The organism is Kribbella sp. HUAS MG21 (assembly GCF_040254265.1).
In the GTDB taxonomy this organism is placed as follows: Bacteria; Actinomycetota; Actinomycetes; order Propionibacteriales; family Kribbellaceae; genus Kribbella.
This window is the reverse complement of sequence record NZ_CP158165.1, coordinates 3,445,518-3,462,906: the sequence shown is the minus strand read 5'-3', so window position 1 is coordinate 3,462,906 and position 17,389 is coordinate 3,445,518. Positions and strand designations below refer to the sequence as shown.

General features: G+C 68.8%; 16 protein-coding genes and 1 tRNA gene. 7 read left to right on the top strand and 10 right to left on the bottom strand.

Going from position 1 to position 17,389, the window contains the following annotated elements:
* Positions 1 to 28: 28 nt before the first annotated feature.
* The 3 genes from ABN611_RS16945 to ABN611_RS16935 all read right to left on the bottom strand — a co-directional run bounded on the left by ABN611_RS16945 (position 29) and on the right by ABN611_RS16935 (position 5,502).
* The gene (locus tag ABN611_RS16945; RefSeq protein WP_350280842.1) at positions 29 to 3,805 is read right to left on the bottom strand and encodes a phosphodiester glycosidase family protein; all 3,777 of its coding nucleotides are present in this window, start codon (positions 3,803 to 3,805) and stop codon (positions 29 to 31) included.
* 216 nt (positions 3,806 to 4,021) lie between these two features.
* Positions 4,022 to 5,254, bottom strand: a complete 1,233-nt coding sequence (locus ABN611_RS16940; RefSeq protein WP_350280841.1) for an endonuclease/exonuclease/phosphatase family protein — start codon at positions 5,252 to 5,254, stop codon at positions 4,022 to 4,024.
* Between the two features lie 162 nt (positions 5,255 to 5,416).
* Positions 5,417 to 5,502: transfer RNA gene (locus ABN611_RS16935), tRNA-Tyr, on the bottom strand.
* Between the two features lie 83 nt (positions 5,503 to 5,585).
* Between ABN611_RS16935 and ABN611_RS16930 the strand changes: the two genes are divergently transcribed.
* The 3 genes from ABN611_RS16930 to ABN611_RS16920 are packed head-to-tail and all read left to right on the top strand — an operon-like array spanning position 5,586 to position 7,638.
* Positions 5,586 to 6,077 (top strand): YajQ family cyclic di-GMP-binding protein, encoded by a 492-nt coding sequence (locus ABN611_RS16930; protein WP_350280840.1) that lies wholly within the window; start codon positions 5,586 to 5,588, stop codon positions 6,075 to 6,077.
* A 59-nt stretch (positions 6,078 to 6,136) separates the two neighbouring features.
* On the top strand, positions 6,137 to 7,075 hold the full coding sequence (locus ABN611_RS16925; RefSeq protein ID WP_350280839.1) for an aminoglycoside phosphotransferase family protein: 939 nt from the start codon (positions 6,137 to 6,139) through the stop codon (positions 7,073 to 7,075).
* Positions 7,072 to 7,638: a GNAT family N-acetyltransferase gene (locus tag ABN611_RS16920; RefSeq protein ID WP_350280838.1), complete on the top strand. Its 567-nt coding sequence runs from the start codon at positions 7,072 to 7,074 to the stop codon at positions 7,636 to 7,638. The genes ABN611_RS16925 and ABN611_RS16920 overlap by 4 nt, the downstream gene beginning before the upstream one ends.
* Before the next feature lie 59 nt (positions 7,639 to 7,697).
* On the opposite strand, the gene ABN611_RS16915 is transcribed toward ABN611_RS16920, so the two are convergent.
* The 3 genes from ABN611_RS16915 to ABN611_RS16905 are packed head-to-tail and all read right to left on the bottom strand — an operon-like array spanning position 7,698 to position 10,050.
* Positions 7,698 to 8,432, bottom strand: coding sequence for a hypothetical protein (locus ABN611_RS16915; protein ID WP_350280837.1), 735 nt, complete (start codon positions 8,430 to 8,432; stop codon positions 7,698 to 7,700).
* Positions 8,433 to 8,491: 59 nt separating this feature from the next.
* A complete protein-coding gene (locus ABN611_RS16910; protein WP_350280836.1) occupies positions 8,492 to 9,727 on the bottom strand; it encodes a vanadium-dependent haloperoxidase in 1,236 nt (411 codons plus the stop codon).
* 23 nt (positions 9,728 to 9,750) lie between these two features.
* The gene (locus ABN611_RS16905; RefSeq protein WP_350280835.1) at positions 9,751 to 10,050 is read right to left on the bottom strand and encodes a hypothetical protein; all 300 of its coding nucleotides are present in this window, start codon (positions 10,048 to 10,050) and stop codon (positions 9,751 to 9,753) included.
* A gap of 130 nt (positions 10,051 to 10,180) precedes the next feature.
* On the opposite strand from ABN611_RS16905, the gene ABN611_RS16900 reads away from it, so the two are divergent.
* Positions 10,181 to 10,933: a response regulator transcription factor gene (locus ABN611_RS16900; RefSeq protein WP_350280834.1), complete on the top strand. Its 753-nt coding sequence runs from the start codon at positions 10,181 to 10,183 to the stop codon at positions 10,931 to 10,933.
* A gap of 126 nt (positions 10,934 to 11,059) precedes the next feature.
* Here the strand turns inward: ABN611_RS16900 and ABN611_RS16895 are convergent, their stop codons facing one another.
* Both ABN611_RS16895 and ABN611_RS16890 read right to left on the bottom strand, forming a co-directional pair.
* The gene (locus ABN611_RS16895; RefSeq protein ID WP_350280833.1) at positions 11,060 to 11,443 is read right to left on the bottom strand and encodes a hypothetical protein; all 384 of its coding nucleotides are present in this window, start codon (positions 11,441 to 11,443) and stop codon (positions 11,060 to 11,062) included.
* A 73-nt stretch (positions 11,444 to 11,516) separates the two neighbouring features.
* Positions 11,517 to 12,311: a helix-turn-helix domain-containing protein gene (locus tag ABN611_RS16890; RefSeq protein ID WP_350280832.1), complete on the bottom strand. Its 795-nt coding sequence runs from the start codon at positions 12,309 to 12,311 to the stop codon at positions 11,517 to 11,519.
* A 102-nt stretch (positions 12,312 to 12,413) separates the two neighbouring features.
* Here ABN611_RS16890 and ABN611_RS16885 point away from each other — a divergent pair, with 102 nt between their 5' ends.
* Positions 12,414 to 13,277, top strand: coding sequence for a phytanoyl-CoA dioxygenase family protein (locus ABN611_RS16885; protein ID WP_350280831.1), 864 nt, complete (start codon positions 12,414 to 12,416; stop codon positions 13,275 to 13,277).
* Positions 13,274 to 13,576, top strand: coding sequence for a hypothetical protein (locus tag ABN611_RS16880; RefSeq protein WP_350280830.1), 303 nt, complete (start codon positions 13,274 to 13,276; stop codon positions 13,574 to 13,576). The genes ABN611_RS16885 and ABN611_RS16880 overlap by 4 nt, the downstream gene beginning before the upstream one ends.
* On the opposite strand, the gene ABN611_RS16875 is transcribed toward ABN611_RS16880, so the two are convergent.
* Entirely contained in the window at positions 13,566 to 15,062 is a 1,497-nt protein-coding gene (locus ABN611_RS16875) for an HD domain-containing phosphohydrolase (RefSeq protein WP_350280829.1), read from the bottom strand. The genes ABN611_RS16880 and ABN611_RS16875 overlap by 11 nt on opposite strands.
* A gap of 69 nt (positions 15,063 to 15,131) precedes the next feature.
* On the opposite strand from ABN611_RS16875, the gene ABN611_RS16870 reads away from it, so the two are divergent.
* Entirely contained in the window at positions 15,132 to 16,304 is a 1,173-nt protein-coding gene (locus ABN611_RS16870; protein ID WP_350280828.1) for an MFS transporter, read from the top strand.
* 1 nt (position 16,305) lies between these two features.
* Here ABN611_RS16870 and ABN611_RS16865 read toward each other — a convergent pair whose 3' ends face one another.
* On the bottom strand, positions 16,306 to 17,319 hold the full coding sequence (locus tag ABN611_RS16865; RefSeq protein ID WP_350280827.1) for a lactonase family protein: 1,014 nt from the start codon (positions 17,317 to 17,319) through the stop codon (positions 16,306 to 16,308).
* Positions 17,320 to 17,389 lie beyond the last annotated feature (70 nt).

Sequence of the window (17,389 nt, the reverse complement as noted above, 5' to 3'; positions counted from 1 at the left end):
CCGCAGGCCAGGGGCTGCTCAGAGGTTGTCAGCGGGCAGAAACCGCTGTCTTGTCCCAGTCCAGGCTGGTGCTGCGGCCTATCAGTGGGACGGTGCCGACTGCTTGGTCGGTGTCGTCGGCGAAGACCAGCCTCGCGGTCGAGGTGACTCCGGCCGTGGTCGGCGCGAAGCGGACTTCGACGGTGCAGGTGGCACCGGGTGCCACCGTCGTCGTGGTGCAGTTGTCGCGGTCGAGGTGGAACGGTGTCCCGTCGGCCAACCGCGCCGCACCGATCCGGAGTGGTTCGGTGCCGGTGTTCGTCACGGAAACCGTTTTAGTCTGGCCGCCGACCTCGACCGCCTGGTTGGTGAAGACCGGGGTCTCGGCGCTGAAGACCGCGGCCGCGGCGGTGTTCGCGATCGAGATCGTGGCCGACGTCGTGATCGGGGCGAGCGAGGCCTCGTCGGTGTACGGACGCATCGAGTCGTTCGTCACCGAAACCGTGATCTTCCCCGGACGGAGTGCGGTCAAGGTCCGGGTGGCCGGGTCCAGGGCCGCGATCTTCCCGGTCCGCCGGGCAAGGTCGACCGAGCCGATCGCGACGTTGGACGACGCGGACCAGTGCACCGACATCGGGTAGCGCAGCGGCACCACGCGGGTACCGTTTCCGACGCCTTCCGGCTGCACGATGCTTCCGCTCAGCCGCGTCGACGTACCGGCCGGCAACGACGTCGGCGCGTTGAGCGTGATCGACTGCGCGAACGCCCGGACGTCGGCCTCGAGCCACGGCTGGTCCGCCGTACGACGGGAGTCCACCGACCAGTCGACCCACCCGGTGAAACCGCCGCGGTCGGGCGTTCCGTAAGGGTTCTTGCCGGACGACGGGAGCACTGTGTACGGCACGCCCTCGACCCGGTGGACGTTGGCGACCTGCGCGTGCGAGCCGACCATGGCCGCGCCCTTCCGCGTGCTGTTGCGGAACTTCGTCAGCAGTTTCTCGATCAGCGCGACCTCGTCACGATCGCCGAACTGGCTGGACTTTGTCGCCTCGGGGTCGTCGACCGGGTGGTGGGCGAAGACCATCACGTTGCGGATCGACCGGTCCGACGCCGCACTCTCGAGCGCCTGCTTCAGCATGGGCAGCTGGTCCCAGGCCGACGTCCGCAGGGTGCCGAGCGAGCTGGCGAGCAGGATGAACCGGGTGCCCTTGTGATCGAACGTCCGGTACGGCTGACCGAACTCGTTGGTGAAGTTGGTCAGATCCGACTGGGTGTTGTTGAGGCCGTAGGACTCGTGGTTTCCGGGCACGTAGTAGCACGGGACCGTGCTGCCCGTCGGAGTACTGTCCGGCGCCGGCTCCTGGCCGACCGGGATCAGATCGCAGCCCGCGTCGGTCAGCACCTTGCGGGCGAGCGACAGGTCCTGCGGGAGACCGCGGTCGGTGATGTCGCCGTTCAGCACCACCAGGTCGGGACGCGTTTTCCGGATCCGCGCGAGCGCCGCGGTGGCGACCTGGGAAAGCGCCGGACTGTCGGCGGTGAACTGGATGTCGGACAGCGTCGCGAACTTCCACGTACCGTGGCCGTTCGCCAGGTTTCCGTCGGTCGACACGAGCGGGTCGGCGACCAGGTCCGGCTGGGCCGGCAGGTCGATCGACGTCGGTACGTCGGCCTCGAACCGGTCGAGGACGAACGTGCCGGGCTTCTGCTGCGCGGTCGAGGTGTTGATGCCCTGGAACGACGAGATCGAAATCGGGTAGACCGTGTTCGCGGGCAGCGTCCACGTGACGTTCTGGTAGTCCGGGCCCGCCTTCAGCCCGGTGCCGTAGACACCGAGTGCCTTGCCGTTCCCGTCGTACAGACCGACGTAGGCGAGACCGTTCGGTACGTCGATGCTCGACTTGATCCGCAACCGCAGCCGCAACGGCTGCCCGGGGACCTGGATCCGGTTGGCGGCGCCGTTCGCGGAGATCCCGACATTCCGCATCGCGGGGAAGTCGATGCGCAGCCCGTCCGGGTCGACCGAGCGCGTGGTGGGCGCCGTGCTGTTGTTGTTCCACCGCCGCAGTACGTCGTCGTCGAAGTCGTACACGATCTTCGTCTCGACGCCGACCGTGATCGGCAGCTTCACCTCGCGTCCCGCGGCCGAGATCGTCAGGACGGTGCCGGCGTTCTCGAGTGGTGTGATCCGCAGCTTGCCGTCCAGCGCCTGCACGTCGACGACGCTGCGGTCGAAGTCCAGCGTCAGGTCCCGCGGGTCGACCGGGGCGGTGTAGCCCTGACCGTCGCGACCGGTTACAGCAACGCTGACAGCGTTCGCAGCGGTCGCGTCCGGGATCGACAGCCTCCCGGTCGAGAGCTCGAGGCCGGCGAGCCGGCCGAGTACGTCGACCCGCTGAGTACCGCGGACGCCGCCGAGCGACGCGGTGACCGTGATCGGGCCGTGGAAGGCCTTCAGCGAGCCGTCCTTGACGGTGCCGCCGCCCTGCGCCTTCCACACCAGGCGATCCGGGTCGACCGTGACCGGAGTCAGGTGGTTGTCGACCGCCTTCACGGCCAGCCGCCGATGCATCCCCGGGAACACCTTGAGGCCACCGTCCGCGGCAGCCTGACCGGCGCCCGGCTTCAGCAGGAGCTGGTGAACCTTGCGATCACCCGGGCTGACGAACACGCCGACGCCGTTCGGGTCGTTGCGCTCCTGGCCGTCCGACGGGTTGTTGCGGACCGTCGCACCGTTCTCCCCGAGCGCTCGTGCGACCATCGTGGTCGAGCCGCCGCCGTCGAGGTTGACGGCGGTCTCGACACCGCGGTCCGCCAGGTCCTGCGCCTCGCGGTCGATGCCGACACCGCCCTTGCCGGTGCCGCCGGGACCGTCCCAGGTCGCGAGCACGAGGGTGCGTCCGCCGTCCTTGAAGCCGAGTGCGGTCCGCGGCGCGATCGACCGGTCGAGACCGGGCACGACCTTGCCGCCGCGGACGATCGTGCCGCCCTGGCCGAGCGCGAACTTCATCGACTTCGCCAGGTCGTTCGCGAGCTCGTAGCGCAGGGACAGCGCGTCCCCCGGCTGCAAGGCCCGGAGCGCCGCCGCGGCCGCGTCCCGTCCGACCAGGTAGAAACCGTCGGCCGGAATCGCACCGGAACCGGCCGGACCTGTCGGGCTCACCGAGACGACCTTGTCGTTCCGGACGAGCACCTCGGCAATATTGCCGTTGGCAACAGCTGTGAACCCGCGGTTCCGGCTGTACTCGCCCCAGATCGGCGTGTACGCCACCAAACCGTTCGCCGGCACGCCACCGCCGTTGGCCGCGTTGATGGTCAGCACCTTGTGCTCGCTGCCCGCGAACGTCGCAGTCGCATCGACCGCCAGATCGACCAGCTGGGCGATGCCGTCCTTGCTGACACCGACATGCTGCCGCCCGCTCGCATCGGCCGTCTTGAGCAGTTGCCCGTTCTGTATTTCGCCACCGAGCGCGGCATTGCTGTTGCCGATGTCGAAGAACTCACCGTTCACACCGGCCACCGCCCCGGCCTTGTTGGCCGCAGTACTGAGCGGCCCCGCCGAAGCGACCGGCCCGGACGTGAGCAGATCCGTGCTGACCGCCTTGTCGGCGAGGTTGATCGTCAGGTACTGCGCATCGACCCACCCCCGCTGGTCGACGCTCTTCACGTGGTTGAGCGAGATCCCCGGCCCAACCGTCTCGGTCGTGTCAACCAGCGCCAGACCGGCGACCGGATGATCCTCCGCATACCCGATCCCGGGCGCGGACCACAGCAGTCCCGCGGCCACGACGGCCGCGATCCCACCCGTCAAGCGATGAACCTTCATCGTCGACCCGTACTTTCTCAAGGATCCGAGATCGGCCCCCGCCCGACCGCACCACCCCCACAGCGGCGCAACCACCGACCGTTCCCTGACCGGACAACAGTTCGGTGAACCGTTGACGACGTACCCGGGTCTGGTCGTAGACGTCTTACATCGCGCTGGACCCGGCAACAGAAACCGGCTGCCCGTCCGCGAGGACAGGCAGCCGGTTTCGGACGCTCAGTGCCGGCCCGGCACGCGTACGTCGAGCCAGACCGAGCGGTGGTCGCTGGTCGGGAACGGGAAGACCCCGGTCAGCCGCGACAGCGGATCCGCCTGAACCGGCCAGAAGACGCCCGTACCCACCGGCTTCAGCTGCCGCGACGGCAGCACGTAGTCGACCCGCAGGTTGCCCGGCGCGGTGTCGGCGAAGTCCGCCGTGTCGTACTTCGGGTCGCCCTTGTGCGACGTGTTCGCCCCGCCCTGCAGTACGGCGGCCTCGGACGCGCCGGCCGACGACGGCCGCGGGTCGATGATCCGCGGGTTGTCGAGCAGTTGCTGGATCGCCCCCGGAACCGAGTCACCGTCCACCGGGTCGCTGTTCTGGTCACCCGCGATCACGAACGGGCTGCCCGGCCGCAAACCGCCGTACCGGCCCTTGTCGTCATAGATGTACGACGACCGGCTCGGCTGGATGTAGTCGGCCCAGAACCGGATCTCGTCGTGGTTCCGCGTGCCGTTGCGGTCCTCGGCGCCGTCGAAGGTGGGCGGCGTCGGGTGCGACACGAGGAAGTGCACCGTCCGGCGCCCGATCTGGATCGGCACGTCCCAGTGCGACTTGCTGGAAAGCCGGAAAACGTCGAGTTCCGCCGGCGAGTACCAGTCCGCCGGCGCGGGCGTGGCCGGGTTGTCCGGCAGCATCGCGCCGGGCATGTCCTTCCACTTGAACAGCTGGAACGTCCGCACGTGCTCGGTGTCGATCGGGAAGCGCGAGTAAACGACCATCCCGTACTGCCCCTCGAACACCCCGAACCCGAACGCGTCGTCACCCCCGCCGACCCGACCGTCGTTGTTCAGGTCGAAACCACTCGGTACGCCGGTGTTCGACGGCGCCACGTACACGTACGGGTAGTGGATCGGCGCAGCACCGTTGCGACCAACCTCGAGATAGTTCGACCGGAACAGATCAGCCGCCTTCTGCCCCGGCACGTAGTCGAACTCGTTGATCAGCAGCACGTCGGGGCGCTCCCGCTGAACAACCTCAGCAACCGCCCCGGCCTGCGCATTTCCCGGCGTACTCAGGTCGGAGACAAGCTGCCCTGCCGCCCCCCGATTCAGACTGGCGTTGTAGGTCGCGAACCGAACGCTGTCCCGCTCACCCCCAGCACCCACCGCAGCACCAGGCGCAACCACCGCCGTACCAACACCCAAGCCGGCCACCAAAGCAACCGCCAAAGCACGAGCCGTACGCATGCCACCCCTCCTAGAACCGGAATCGCCGACACGCTAACGGTCGCAGCACCACCCCACCTGAATACAGAGTGAACTCTCCCCCAGCCAGACCAACCCACCGCAACCCGGAACATGCGACAGGCCCTGAGCTGCGTTTCCGCAGGTCAGGGCCTGTTTTCTTGCTGGTGGCGGGTGCAGGGTTCGAACCTGCGTAGGCTAACGCCGACAGATTTACAGTCTGCTCCCTTTGGCCGCTCGGGCAACCCGCCAGGGGTAGTGCTGGTCCGAGGACCAGCGGGAGAGACTATACGACAGACAGTGCCCCTGACAGCAAATCGGAAAGGTAGTACCCATGGCTTCGGAGTCCTCCTTCGACATCGTGAACAAGGTCGATCACCAGGAGGTGGACAACGCCGTGAACCAGGCGGCGAAGGAGATCAGCCAGCGGTTCGACTTCAAGAACGTGGACGCCGGGATCAAGTGGTCCGGCGAGTCGATCGACATGCAGGCGAACACCGAGGAGCGGGTGAACGCCGTCCTCGACGTGTTCAAGGACAAGCTGGTGAAGCGGCAGATCTCACTGAAGGGCCTGGAAGCGGACGAGCCGAAGCTGTCCGGGAAGATCTACAAGATCAACGCCTCGATCAACGCCGGCATCACCCAGGAGAACGCGAAGAAGCTCTCCAAGCTGATCCGCGACGAGGGCCCGAAGGGCGTCAAGGCGCAGATCCAGGGCGACGAGCTCCGCGTCTCCAGCAAGAGCCGCGACGACCTCCAGGCCGTCCAGGCCCTGATCAAGGGCCAGGACCTCGACTTCGCCGTCCAGTTCGTCAACTACCGCTGACGTGCGCCGGCCCGGTAATCGAGTCGCTCCGGCGGGCGGTTGCCGGGCATGCTGGCGGCGTGCGTGAGACGTTGCTGCGGAAGTGGTTGCTGGCGGACTTCGGGCTGGACGTGACCGAACTCACGCCGGTGGGGTACGGCGCGGATGTCGCGGCGCAGGTGTGGAAGGCGGGTACGGCGACCAACGCGTACGCCGTGAAGTGGAGTGGGGCGGGGACGAACACGGGGCATCAGGTGGCGGCGTTCCTTGCGGACAGCGGGGTTCCGGGCGTGCCGGAAATGGTGCGGACGACCGAGGGTGGGTTGTGGAGCGTCCACGCGAGAAAACGGTTGACTGTCACGCCCTGGATCGACGGAACACGGGCTGCCGAAACGGGGCTCACCTGCGAGCAGTGGTCGGAGTACGGCGTACTGCTTCGGCGCGTGCACGACGCTGAGCCGCCTCCTCGGCTACGGGAGGCGTTGCCGCAGCGGAGTCATATCGACGCTCGTACGCCGGCGCTTGCTGAGGAAGTTCGGGTGCGGCTGGCGGAGCCTGAGTGTGAGGTCCAGGAATCGCTGGCGGCGGTGTGGGCGCAGTACGACTCGGTCATCGCGGACCTGCTTGCCAATCGGCCGCCTGCGCCGGTTGGGCCGCGGGTGGTTTGTCACGGGGATCCGCACCTTGGCAACGTCCTCGTCGATGGCGGGGTGCATTTGATCGATTGGGACGATGTCATTCACGCGCCGCGGGAGCAGGACCTGATGTTCATGCTCGGCGGGATGGGTGAACTCGGGCCGACTACGCCGGGGGAACTGGACGCGTTCCTCGACGGGTACGGGCCTCATGCGTTCGATGACGAGGCGATTCGCTACTACCGGCATGTGCGGGCCTTCGAGGACGTCGTCGGCTGGTCGCATCAGGCGATCACGGGGCCTGACGACGAGTACGCGCTCGGCATCGTCACCGGCCTTCTGACGACGGGTTTGGCCGCTCTGGTGGTCGCCGGAAAGGCGTGAGGAACGTGTTCCGTCCCGACTTTCCTATCCGCACGGAACGACTCACCGTACAGCCGTTCACTGCTGCGGATTTCGATGATCTGTATGCGATCCGTTCGCGTGACGACGTGACGCGTTACCTGTACGCCGAGCCGGAAACGCCGGAACAGGTGCAGGAGGTGCTCGCGCGCAAGATCGGCCAGGCCACGCTCGATGCGGTTGGGGAAAGCGTTTCGCTGGCTGTGGTGTGGCCGGAGGTCGATCGGGTGATCGGTGAGGTGCACCTGGAGTGGTTGAGCGAGGAGCACCGGCAGGGTGAGATCGGGTTCGTGATCAACCCGGAGTTCCACGGGCACGGGTTCGCGACCGAGGCGGCCGAGGTGGTACTCCGGCTCGGCTTCGACGGGCTCGGCCTGCACCGGATCATCGGGCGCCTGGACTCCCGCAACGCCGGCTCGGCCCGGGTCCTGGAGAAGCTCGGCATGCGCTGCGAGGCGCACTTCCGGCACGACGAGATCTTCAAGGGCGAATGGAGCGACCAACTCGTCTACGCCATCCTCGACGACGAATGGCGAACCCGCTGACCCGGAGGTTCGAACGGCGCCGGACCGCACCCCGGAGGCCGTTGGCGCGATGGCCGGTGTCACGCGTGGCGGAGCCAGATGTTGGGTTCGGTGTAGGTGCCGGTGTTGGTGGGGTGGTTGATGTGGAGGACTGTGAGGCCGTCGGGGATGGTGTAGGTGCCTGTTGACGGGAACTTCATGTTGGTCCAGGACTCCCAGTCGGCTATCGAGCCGGTCATGGTTTGGGAGGCGGGGGCCGGGGCGAGGATGGTGGCGCCCAGGCGGACGTGGGTGCGTAGCCAGGGGTCCAGGGGTAGGCCGTCGGGGCGGGTCCAGGTCATGAAGGTTTCGATGGGGGTCAGGGGGTAGCGGGACTTCAGGGTCGGGCGGACGGGTGCGATCACCTGGGTGAGGCCGGCCTCGACGGCGCGGTCGCGTACGGCGGTGATGACGCGGGCGGCGTGGCCCTGGCCCTGTTCGTCGGAGCGTACGGCGGCCGCCATCAGCACGAAGGTGTTCGGTACGACGTTTTCCTCAAACGCTTTCACGGATCGCGCCAGGGAGTCCGTGAAACCACCCGGCAGGTCCGCGACGGTGCCGTCCCAGGCGAGCGGTACGCCCCAGCAGCCGGCGATCAGCCGCCGGTTCTCGTCGACCAGGTAGAACTCCCAGTCGCGGAAGTGCTGCACCCGCCGTTCCCGGTACGGCGTCACGCCCTCGTCGTGGAAGATGAACTCCGGCCATTCCTCGACGAAGCGCCGGCCCGCTTCCTCGTCCAGCTCCGGCGCCTCGGCCACCGGAATCAGCTCGTACATGCCCGAAACGCTAACCGCCGGCCCCGGTGAGCGCATGCGTTTTCCGGGGCCGGCGGGTGTCAGCGGAAGCGCCGGGCCGTCCACTCGGCGACGGCGGCACCGAGGCGGTCGCCGTCCCGCATGGCGTGCCGGAAATGGAGTCCGGACGCGATCCTCGCCTCTTCGACGTCGCGCCGTACAGCGGTCAGGCTCGAGTAGTGGCGGGTGGTGGACGTGATCTGGCTGTCGATCGTCAGCGGCAGCCGGTCGGTGCCGAAGTAGGACCGCAGCGCCTGGGCGACGGCTCCGGTGAAGCAGGCGTGGCCGGAGGGGTAGTCCGGGTGGTTCGCGCCCAGGAGCGGTTGCCAGGTCGGGTCGGCGGTGGTGCGCGGGTTGCCGTCGGTGTCGGCGCGCTGGATCGCGTGGAGCGGGCGCCAGAAGCGGTAGTGGTATTTCGCCTCCCAGCAGGCGATCAGCGCATCGCCGGTGCTCACGTGGACCAGCGCCAGCATCCTGGCCGCCGCGGACAAGGACAGACCACGGTCCCCGGCCAGTCGCAGGAGCGCACGGCTCCACTGCTGGGCGGTCTGCTCGGACCAGAACATCGCGCCCTCGGTCTGTACTGCCGTCCGCGTCGTGCTGTCCTTACGGCCGAGCGCGGCCACCTCAGCCACATCACGCGCGTACCGCTTGCTGGTCAGCGGATCGGGACCGTCCGGGCGGAACTGCGTGCGAGACCGCAGCGTCAACGGCCTGACCTGGGTGAGGACCAGATCGACTGGTGGTGTCGGCGCGGTCTGTTCCCACACCCCTGGGCCGGGCGTTCGCGGCACGTACGGCACCTGGTTCCCGAAGCCGTCGCCGGCCCGCCACGCGAGGACATCGGCCGCCACCTCGCGGCCCAGCGCGATCCCGCGGGCCTTCGCTGTCCCGTCGGGCATGCCGGCGAGATAGTCGGCGTACGTCGTCTCGAGCGACGTGCTGGGTGCTCGAACCTTCAGTACGTCGTACGCCGCGGTGGCGACTGCGGAGGCGGCGGACGCGTGCCGGTCGGAGCGTACGTCGGAAACGAACGTTCTGCCGTGTCCGAGTGCGGCCACGGTGTCGGCGATCGCGACGTGGACGATGCCCAGCAGTACTTCGGAACTCGCCGGCGGACGGCCCGTGACGATGGACTGCGTCGCGATCCGGCTCCAGTCGAGAACGGGAGCTGCCGAGGTTCCCTTCGCCAGTGCCGCCGAGGTGTGCTTGGCCGGCGCGGCTGAGGAGGCCGCGCCGGATACCAGACCTGCTGCGCCCAGCAGGCAGGCGGTCAAGAAAGCGGTTGCGCGAAACGTTTTCACGATGCCGCCCGGGCGGAGGCAGGCGTGTGACGGCGGGTGCCGTGGACGCGCGGCAGGTGACGGGCAGCGATCGTCGTGACGACGGCCGCGGCGATCGCGGCCAGGAGCATCAGGGCGATCACCTGCAGGACCGGGAGACCTGATTCGATCACGACGGTCGACGGAGTTTCGTACGCGCCCGGTGGAACGGTTTCCGGATCGGGCTCCGGCAGCTTGGCGTACGCCGTACCGGTCGCTGCGACGGCGGTGACCAGCAGGGCGATCGTCACGCCTGCCAGTCGGGACAGCGGTTTCATGATTTTCCTCCCCAAGTGTGGAACTTTCCCCGACACCGTCGCTGTCCCGGAACGTTCGCGGCCATACGCAGTTCGACGTATTCGCAGCGCGGCGAAGCGGGCTTAGCCTGGGCGGAGGGGAGGTTCAGTCATGGTGGAGCAGCTGACTGTCACCGAGCGGGATCTGCGGCGGATGTTCGAGGTGATCGAGCGGGGGCGGGAGGCCGGGCCCGACGAGGTCTATCCGCGCGCGTTGCTACGGGCGCTGACCGAGCTCGTGCCGGCTGATGACGTGACGTTTCAGGTGAGTCGTCCGGTGAGCCGGGAGTTCGTCGCGTACGAGGAGGTGACCGAGCAGGACGTCGATCCTGGGGACGGGTGGGAGGAACTGTTCTGGCGGTCGTACTGGGACGACGACGTGTGTTGCCGGCCGCAGGTCACCGGCGATTATGTGAGCGTCTGGAAGGTTTCCGACTACCTGTCGGCGCGGCAGTTGGGGCGGTCACCGGTCGGTGAGTGGTTCCGGGTGATCGGGGTGCGGAGCGAGATCGCCGTACCGTTCCCGGCGGCCGGGGCCGAGGACCGGCGGTTGCTCCTGTTTCGCGGGCCCGGGCGTGACTTCACCGAGCGCGAGCGGCTGCTGCTGCGGATGCTTCGGCCGCATCTGATCGAGGTGTACCGCGAGTTCGAGCGGCGGCGGGCCGGGACGCCGGATCTGACGGACAGGCAGCTGCAGTTGCTGCGCCTCGTCGCTGAGGGGCACAGCAATACCCAGATTGCACGCCGACTGTTTGTTGCCGAGGGCACCGTTCGGAAACACCTCGAGAACATTTACCAGCGGTTAGGAGTCACCAGCCGCACGGCCGCCGTCGCCACGGCGTTCCCGCTCGCCCACTCCGCCTGATCCCGCGGGCCCGCTACGGGTTGCCCAGCTCAGGGTGTTGTGGGGCGGGGTGCTGTGGAGCGGGGTGTCGTGGTTCCGCAGCCCGGCGCGCGTGTGGCGGACGGGCTGCGGAGCCGATGGGCCGGGCTAGTCGGCGCAGATGGCGAAGGCTTCGGGGACTGCGGCGTCCAGGGCCTCGAAGTCGAGGTGTGAGATGGACGGTGTACCGCTGTCCGCGCCCTTCTTCAGGGTGCCGCCGGCCATGGTGCCGTGGGTGTTGATCAGGGTGCTCGGTGTCGCCCCGGCCGCCGTGGCCAGGTGGGCGATGCCCGCGTCGCACAGGCCCGGCAGGAACTCGGCCGCGAGGGTGCCGAACGACACCCAGTTGGACGACCCGGACATCCCCTGCGCGGCCCGGGCGTTCAGTTCCGTCTTGAAACAGAAGTGTGCGCTGGCCGGTCCTGCGGCGAGTCCCAGGGCCGCGACCGCACCGGCTCCGGTCAGCAGCGCACGGCGAAGCAACTTGCTCATGGTGTTTCCCCCATCCCCCACGCGGGCCCCCTGCCCGCGAATTCGTGAACTCTGACAGGAGATCGCGCCGGGTTCAAGACGTCGCACGATCACTCTCAGCAACCCCCACGAGGGCGGCGGCGCGGACAGCACGGGGGGACGTGCCCAGCTCTCGGCGACAGGTTTTGTTGAAGGCCTGCAGGTCCGGAATGCCCACCGAGGCAGCGATCGCGGGGATCGACAGCGTCGAGGACGTGAGCAGGTGACGAGCCCGAGCGACGCGCCGCCGACGGATGTAGGCAATCACCGTCGAGCCGGTTTCCTGCTGGAACAGCCGGGTCAGGTGGTTGTGCGAGACACCCGCCAGGCGAGCGAGCGCAGGAACGGTGAGCGGCTGGCCCAAGTACGCCTCGATATGCGCGATCGCCGAGGCGACGGCCGGGTGGCCGGTCTCGGTCGTGGCCGGCGTCAGGTCGGCGATCCGCCAGAGCGCGGTCCACACCTCCGCGGTCGTCCGCGAGCCACCCGACGGCGACGCCTCGATCGCCGACCGCAGCAGACTCGACAGCAGCGGCGCGGCCTCACCGGCGTCCTGGACCACCGGCACGTACGACGGATCGCCCGCGACGACCGGCCGGAAATGCGCGTACAGGTGCTCGGACCGCCCGCGGTAGTCGAACTGCACCTGGGTCCCGGCCGGCGTCAGGGAAACGTGTCCTGGCGCCACGGAATACGTTTTGCCGAGCAGCGTCAGCTCGGCCGAGTAGTTGTAGAGGTGCAGCTGCCACAGGTCCGGCAGCCGGAAGACGTCCCGCCGCCCGCGCACGCCGTGGATCCCGGCGCCGACGTTCGCGACCTCCGGAGGTTGCGCGAGATGCAACGCGATCATGGTGAGAATTTACCAGCAGTGGTGATCACAACCCACGCGACGGAGCGGTGATCGAACCTAGCCTGGTGGAGTAGCAACCACTACCCCACCATGGGAGTCTTCATGCCCCATCCGCATCGCAAGCACCTGCTCACCTCGGTACAGATGGCGCATTTCGTGGCCACCGGCTCGCTCCGGATGGACGCCGTCGTACCGGACGACATGAACCAGCAGGCGATCGAGGTCCTGAACAACGGCATTCCGGGCGTTCCGTACGGCACCCCGCTGTCGGAGGCGTTCGTGGACAGCGATTTCGTCCAGCGGCTCGTGCAGCTGCCGGAGGTGGCGGGCGCGATCCACAGCCTGGTCGGCCCCGAGCCGACCGTCGACCACCACGCGGTCCACATCCGCAAGGCGCACGAGGGCGAGGCGCAGAACCTGCACGGTGACGCGATCATCGACGTCCGCACCGACGCGTTCGACGTGCAGCTCATGTACTACCCGCAGGACGTGACGCTCGAGATGGGCGGCACGCTCAGCGTTCCCGGCAGCCACCTGCGCCGCACCAACGAGTCGGACACCGGCCGGTACCAGAACCTGCTCGGCCAGACGCGCCTGGTCTGCCCGGCCGGCACCGTGCAGTTCCTGCATCACGGCATCTGGCACGGCGGCCGCAAGAACGACAGCGACGTCGACCGCTACATGTTCAAGATCCGCTTCAACCCGACCGTCCGCCAGGTCCGGCTCTGGAACACCGACGACCTGTACGACGAGCAGGTCGCGGCCGAGCTGGAGCAGGGCTTCCCGTGGTACGAGAACGCCACCGGCCGGCTGGAGCGGTTCAACCGCATCAAGCTGTGGCAGGCGCTCACCGGCGACGACACCTACGACCCGAACTACTGGGTCACCCGCGTGGAGAACCGCCCGCAGCGGGTCGTCGCCCAGCGGGTCGACAATCCGCACGCCCCCAAGAAGGAGATGGTATGACCGCCACCGTGGAGACCCCGCAGCAGACCAACGTCCGCCAGCAAGTGCTGGTGCTGTACCTGGCCTCCTCCGCGCTGGACGCCCGCGTGGTCGGCTGGTCGACGTACGACGGCACCGGGGCCACCCACCCGACCACAGGTGACAGCGACGTGCCGCCGTACGCGACCGGGCTGGACGCGCTCAAGGACGGCTGGCGGCTGTTCCAGGCGTCGCAGCTGAACCCGCCGTACCCCGGTCACGAGTACGACGTGTCGTTCCTCAAGCACGAGTTCTTCTTCGAGAAGCTCGTCACGGTGTGAACAACCCGTGCTGCATGGCGAACAGCGCAGCAGCGGCTCTGGTCGAGACCCCGATCTTGCCGTAGATGTGCTGCACGTGGTGCTCCGCAGTACGACGTGACACCACCAGCTCGCGCGCAACCTCGGCGTTGGACGCGCCGCGAGCGACCAGCCGCAGTACCTCGACCTCTCGCTCGGTGAGCCCGGCAGGTCGAGTCAGGCGGTGGCCAGGCACCTGCTGCCCGGCCACCGCCAGCACTGCCTTCACGCACTCGGCGTCCAACCGCCCCGCTGACACCTGTGCCAGCAGAATCTCCGCAGCGCCAACAGGCGAGTGCGCGGACCTGTGCGGGCGGTCCTCGGTCAGCGCCTGGTAGCAGTCCGCCGCGGCCAGCAGCCGCGCAGCGAGCGACAGCTCATTCCCCTTGGCCTGCTGCGGGTACCCGCTCCCGTCGAGCTTCTCGTGATGCGCAGCAGCCAGTTCCGCGATCGGCTGCAGTACTGCGGACCTCCCGAGGATCCGGCCCGACTGGTAAGGGTGCAGCCGCACCTGCTCCCAGTCGGACCGCCGCAACGGCCCTGGCCGCTCCCACACCGCAGTAGGTACGCCGACGCGGCCCAGGTCGTGCAGCAGCGCCGCGCGGCGCAGGGTGGCGCGTTCGTCGTCGCTCAGCCCCAACAGGCCGGCAGCCCTGTCAGCCAGGGCTGCGACACCTGTGGAGTGGCCGAACAGGTAGGGCGACTTGAGGTCGACGAAGTACGCGAACGTCGCAGCCAGCCCGTCCAGGTCAGCCACGCGGCACCACGGCTGCGGCTCGGCGTCGACCACCGCCTCCCACACGTCGATCTCGTCCAGGTCCGCCACGAGCGAGTCGTCGTACGCGGCAACGACCTCAGGGTCCAGCCAGCCTCCCTGCCGCTGCCTGAGCTTGGTTCCGTCGCGGTAGATCACCGCCTGCGTGGCGACCTCGGCGATGCGCGTGGCGACCGCGATCTCGGTGCCGGCGAGACCCCGCGGTCTGCCTTTACCGTCCCAGCGCTCCAGGTTCTGGTAGAGCGCATCAGAAACGGCAGGGCCTAGTGCCAGCCGCTCAGCGAGCATGCTGCCCACCTCACAGATCGCCCGGAGGAGGTCGTCGTCGCCGGCCTTCAGCGTGCGAACGACGTACTGCAGCCGCCGGACACCGGTCCCACGGCCCACCTGGCGTAGCAGCGCCAGTGACTCGCGAGAGCTGGCCGTATCCGTCTGCTCCGCCTGCGGACGCAGCTCCCCGGCACGAGGCCCCATGAGGTGCGCCTCCTCGTGGGCGGTCGCCGTACACCCGAGGTGACGCAGCAGGGTCGCGTAGTAGACGGTGCGCTTGTCAGCAACGTCCAGCCGGTCAGCCAGGCGGGTGGCCACCAGACAGCTGCGGATCGACTTCTCCGGCCGCTGGTCCATCGCCACGTCGAGGGCGACCGACAGCGCGCAGAGGAGCTCTGCGAGGCGCGGATTCTGCTGTCCCATCGCATCCCTCCTCGGGATGGGCAGAACTACCGATGACCGGGTGGTGCCCGTAGGGCCATTGTCAGCCTCATGAGCACAACGGCAACGACTCGACCGCCTCTCGTCACACCACAGTTCGTGCTGCTGGGAAGCGCAGCGCTGGCGTACTTCCTGGCCGACGGCCTGCTGGTGCCAGCCGTGCCGCGGTACGTCGCCGGCCCGCTGACCGGCGGCAACATCGCTGTCGGCCTGGTGGTCGGCGCGTTCAGCCTGTCCGCCCTGGTACTGCGTCCGTGGTCGGGCCGGCTCGTCGATCGGCACGGCCGCATACTCGCGATGGCCGTCGGCGGAGCCCTGTTCGCGGGTTCTGTCGCCGCCTACGGCTCAGCCGGCTCAGTGGAGGCCCTAGCTGCGCTACGGCTGCTCACCGGCGTCGGCGACGCGTTCTTCTTCGTCGGCGCGCTGACCGCGATGACCGACCTGGCCCCGGCCGAGCGCCGCGGCGAGGCGATCAGCCTGTTCTCGCTCTCCTTGTACGTCGGCCTCGCGCTGGGGCCGCCGCTCGGAGAGCTGCTGTTCAGCAGGGCCGGGTCCACCACGGTGTGGCTGGTCGCGGCCGGGTCGGCGCTGGTCGCCGTACTGCTCGCTCTTCGGGTCGGGGAGACGCGTGCGCCGACGGATGCGGCTGACGGTGGTGTGGTGCGGCTGGTGCCGCGGGCGGCCGTAGTACCGGCCCTGCTCCTACTCGCGCTGGTCTGGGGTATGGCGGGGTTCCTGGCGTTCGTGCCGTTGTATGCGCTCGACCTGGGACTGCCTGGGGCCGGGGTCCTGCTGTTCGGCTTCGCGGGGATCGTGGTCGTGATTCGCAGCGCCGGTGCGCGCGTCCCGGACCGGCTGGGCGCGGCGCGCAGTGTGCGGATCGCGCTGCTGTGCTGCACGACGGGGCTGGTGCTGATGGGCGGCTGGCGCAGTACGCCGGGGCTCGTGGCGGGCACCGCCGTACTGGGTGTCGGGATCGCGCTCGGGACGCCCGCGATCATGATGCTGGCCCTCGAGCGCGCACCGGCCGGCGAGCGTGGCGCGGTGATGGGGACGGTCAGCATGAGCATCGACCTGGCCACCGGCCTCGGCCCGGCCGGGTTCGGCCTGGTGGCCGCCGCCACCGACCGCGGGACGGGCTTCCTCGCCGCCGCACTGGTCGCCGCGGCGGGTCTCGCGTTGGCGGCGCGCGGCGGACGCGCCCCGCTCACCAAGCCCGCGTGAATCAGACGGGGAGGATACAGACCGGTTTCGGCCAGCTCACGGGCTCGCCGGTCTGGGTCAGTAGACCGTCGGCGATGCTGAAGGTCGCGATCTGGTCCGAGCGCTCGTTGGCGGCGTACAACCGGCTGCCGTCGTTGCTGAAGGCAAGGTGTCGCGGCCAGTCGCCGCCGGAGCCGATGGTCTGCACCAGCTCGACGCCCAGCCCGCCGTCCGCGATCGCGAAGACGGCGATCGTGTTGTCGCCCCGGTTCGAGCCGTAGAGGAACCGGCCGTCGGCGGAGATCAGCAGCTCGGCCGGAAAGTTCTCACCGGGCGAGTCGGCCGGCCGGGTCGAGGCGGTCTGCACGATCTGGAGCTTCCCGTCGGCGTAGCTGCAGACCGTGAGCGTCGAGTCCAGCTCGTTGATCACGTACGCCGCCCCGGCCGTCGGATGGAACACCAGGTGCCGCGGCCCCGCGCCCGGGTGGATGCGCAGCCGGTCGACCTCCTGCAGCGACCCGTCGTCGGCGAGCGTCGACGAGTACACGGTGTCGGACCCGAGATCCACGTCGAAGACGTACGCACCCGCCGGGTCGAACGCGATCTGGTGCGCGTGCGGCCCCTCCTGGCGGTCGGCGTTCGGACCGGTGCCGGAGCGCTGGACGAAGTGCGCCGACTCGCCCAGCGAACCGTCGGCGTCGATCGGGTGGACGGCGACCGACCCCGACGTGTAGTTGGCCGACAACAGGTACCGGCCGGACGGGTCGATGTCGAGGTGGCACGGGTGCACGCCGCCCGTCGACTGCTGGTTGAGCAGCTCGAGCGCGCCGTCCGCCTGGACCGCGTACGCCGACACGTTGCCGTCCTCCCCCTCGTTCGTGGCGTAGAGGAAGCGCCCGTCGGCGGACCTGACCAGGAACGACGGGTCGGCGACCGTCGCCACCGTCGCGAGCCCGTCCAGCGGCCCGAACGCGATCCCGTCCCCGCCACCGGCCTGACTGGTGTAGCTCCCGACATAGATCCGCTCAGAGGTCATGGCCCTACCTTGCCAGGTGCCTGGCGCACCCGCACCGCGAGTCCACCGGCCGAGCCATTGACAGTGCCCG

Coding starts and splice junctions, on each gene's coding strand:
- ABN611_RS16945 (WP_350280842.1), bottom strand. CDS start 3,805: ATGAAGGTTCATCGCTTGACGGGTGGGATCGCGGCCGTCGTGGCCGCG.
- ABN611_RS16940 (WP_350280841.1), bottom strand. CDS start 5,254: ATGCGTACGGCTCGTGCTTTGGCGGTTGCTTTGGTGGCCGGCTTGGGT.
- ABN611_RS16930 (WP_350280840.1), top strand. CDS start 5,586: ATGGCTTCGGAGTCCTCCTTCGACATCGTGAACAAGGTCGATCACCAG.
- ABN611_RS16915 (WP_350280837.1), bottom strand. CDS start 8,432: ATGTACGAGCTGATTCCGGTGGCCGAGGCGCCGGAGCTGGACGAGGAA.
- ABN611_RS16905 (WP_350280835.1), bottom strand. CDS start 10,050: ATGAAACCGCTGTCCCGACTGGCAGGCGTGACGATCGCCCTGCTGGTC.
- ABN611_RS16900 (WP_350280834.1), top strand. CDS start 10,181: ATGGTGGAGCAGCTGACTGTCACCGAGCGGGATCTGCGGCGGATGTTC.
- ABN611_RS16895 (WP_350280833.1), bottom strand. CDS start 11,443: ATGAGCAAGTTGCTTCGCCGTGCGCTGCTGACCGGAGCCGGTGCGGTC.
- ABN611_RS16890 (WP_350280832.1), bottom strand. CDS start 12,311: ATGATCGCGTTGCATCTCGCGCAACCTCCGGAGGTCGCGAACGTCGGC.
- ABN611_RS16885 (WP_350280831.1), top strand. CDS start 12,414: ATGCCCCATCCGCATCGCAAGCACCTGCTCACCTCGGTACAGATGGCG.
- ABN611_RS16880 (WP_350280830.1), top strand. CDS start 13,274: ATGACCGCCACCGTGGAGACCCCGCAGCAGACCAACGTCCGCCAGCAA.
- ABN611_RS16875 (WP_350280829.1), bottom strand. CDS start 15,062: ATGGGACAGCAGAATCCGCGCCTCGCAGAGCTCCTCTGCGCGCTGTCG.
- ABN611_RS16870 (WP_350280828.1), top strand. CDS start 15,132: ATGAGCACAACGGCAACGACTCGACCGCCTCTCGTCACACCACAGTTC.
- ABN611_RS16865 (WP_350280827.1), bottom strand. CDS start 17,319: ATGACCTCTGAGCGGATCTATGTCGGGAGCTACACCAGTCAGGCCGGT.